This is a genomic window from Polaribacter sp. Z014, from assembly GCF_023555435.1.
Classification (GTDB): Bacteria; Bacteroidota; Bacteroidia; order Flavobacteriales; family Flavobacteriaceae; genus Polaribacter.
Genome location: NZ_JALCZP010000068.1, coordinates 1 through 1,820, shown reverse-complemented (window position 1 = coordinate 1,820; position 1,820 = coordinate 1). Strand labels below are relative to the sequence as shown.

Annotated in this window: 2 protein-coding genes; both read right to left on the bottom strand. The window is 28.5% G+C overall.

The window, feature by feature from the left end; genetic code table 11:
• Positions 1 to 152: 152 nt before the first annotated feature.
• Complete coding sequence (locus MPF19_RS18900) at positions 153 to 1,421, bottom strand: glycosyltransferase family 4 protein (RefSeq protein WP_249989832.1); 1,269 nt, start codon at positions 1,419 to 1,421, stop codon at positions 153 to 155.
• Between the two features lie 80 nt (positions 1,422 to 1,501).
• Positions 1,502 to 1,820, bottom strand: a 319-nt coding sequence (locus MPF19_RS18895) for a hypothetical protein (RefSeq protein ID WP_249989831.1), incomplete at its 5' end; no start/stop codon positions are given.

Here is a 1,820-nt window from a genome sequence, read left to right as displayed (position 1 = left end):
AGAAAAAACATGGAACCCAAACAATACCTGTTGGCTCAATAAAAAATTTTACTATTGAAGGTAAATAACCAAAATGGGAAAATGTAATAAAGATTAATAACAGCCCTTTTAGAACATCAATCCAAATAACTCGTTCTTTTTTTTTGGTCATATTATGTATTGTCTAATATCAATTGATCCAATAATTCATAAGTCGCTTTTAGAGAATAATGGTCTTTATAAAACTGTAATGCTTTTAAGCCCAATGATTCTCTTTTTACCTTATTTTCCATTAAATATTCAATTTTCTCTGCAAACCTACTTGAGTCATCTTCTATTACCACTTGCTCTCCATTCGTTAATCCTAAGGACCTAACACCATACTGAGTTGTAATAATTGCTGCTCCAAAAGCTAAAGCTTCTAATCCTTTTACACTGGTTCCTGTACCTTCAAGCATGCTAAGTACAACCAACTTACTTTTATGGTAATAGGGATTTAAATCTTTAACAACTCCTTTAATAATAATTTTAAGGTTTGATTTTTTATATTCATTATTCTCAATATATTTTCCTATTGATCCAATAACACATAAGGTTACAGGAATCGTTAACTTTGGAGCAACTTCGTTTAATAACCAATCGACTCCTCTTTCTGTAGCTATAAAAGCACTCGCTATTAAAAGTAAATCATATTTTTTATCAGTATACTTTGCAACAGAATTTATAGCAGGTTCAAACCCTATAGAACCTATTTTTGTGGTTTTTGACCCAAGAGAATCGATACGTTTATATTTTTCTAAGTCTGATTGAGAAATTGCAATAATACTATTGTATTTCTCTAAGGATAAAACTTCAGACTGAAATAATTCACTTTTTTCTCTATACCCAATTAATAAAGGTTTAATAAATTTATTTACATTCAGTAGACTAAAAGACCGATACATATCAGAATACACATCTTGCGTGTCAAAAAGACTAATAACCCCATCTGGAATAAAACTGACCAAACCAGCATAATTATTTCTTGTATTTAAAAAATAATCTATCTGATGGTTATTCATAATCTCCTTGAAGCCTTTAATTAAAGACGAATCTAATAACAAAGAAGAGTTCATTCTGGGGTATTTACCAGTAAACAACTTATAGGCTAATTTTTTGATTGATAATATTTTCGAATTATCAGAATCATATTTAATTAAAAATAGTTGATTGCATTTTATTAAATGTAAATTTATTATTTGTGAATAATCCATCTTATTGGAACCAACTGGAATAATTAGATTTATATTTTTAAACCTTAAATTAGCCCAATTTATTAACAATTCCATTCGTCTTAAATAACCTGTTGTTGCAGGATAAACAAATGACATTAAAAAGATAGTTATAGTTTTTTTATTGCCCCCTTCTTGTTTTCTACTTCCTCTAATAATTTCTACTTTCATACAATTTACAATATCTTGTTAAACGTTATATTTAAATTAAAATAATTATAAGAAATTCTATTACAAATTTAACATTTGGGCTATCTCCCTGCTAAATTCCAATAACTGCCTTTTAAACCATGTTTTATAAATACCCACTTTGTTTTAATTCTATTTTTTAGTGTTCTTGGAATCTCAGAAAAACGTCCTCTATTTTTATAGTCAAATTTATAATTAATCCCCTCAAGATGTTCTATTGCATTTGATAACCACTTTCCTTTTTCCAAGCATCCCGATAAATCATATACTATCGGTTTTGGCACTTCCTTAGAAAGACAAGCAAGCTTTAATTTTATTTTATTAGCTCTTTTTGCACCATACCATTCTGAAGTCCAAGGGTTTTCGTGAGGTAAAGCCATT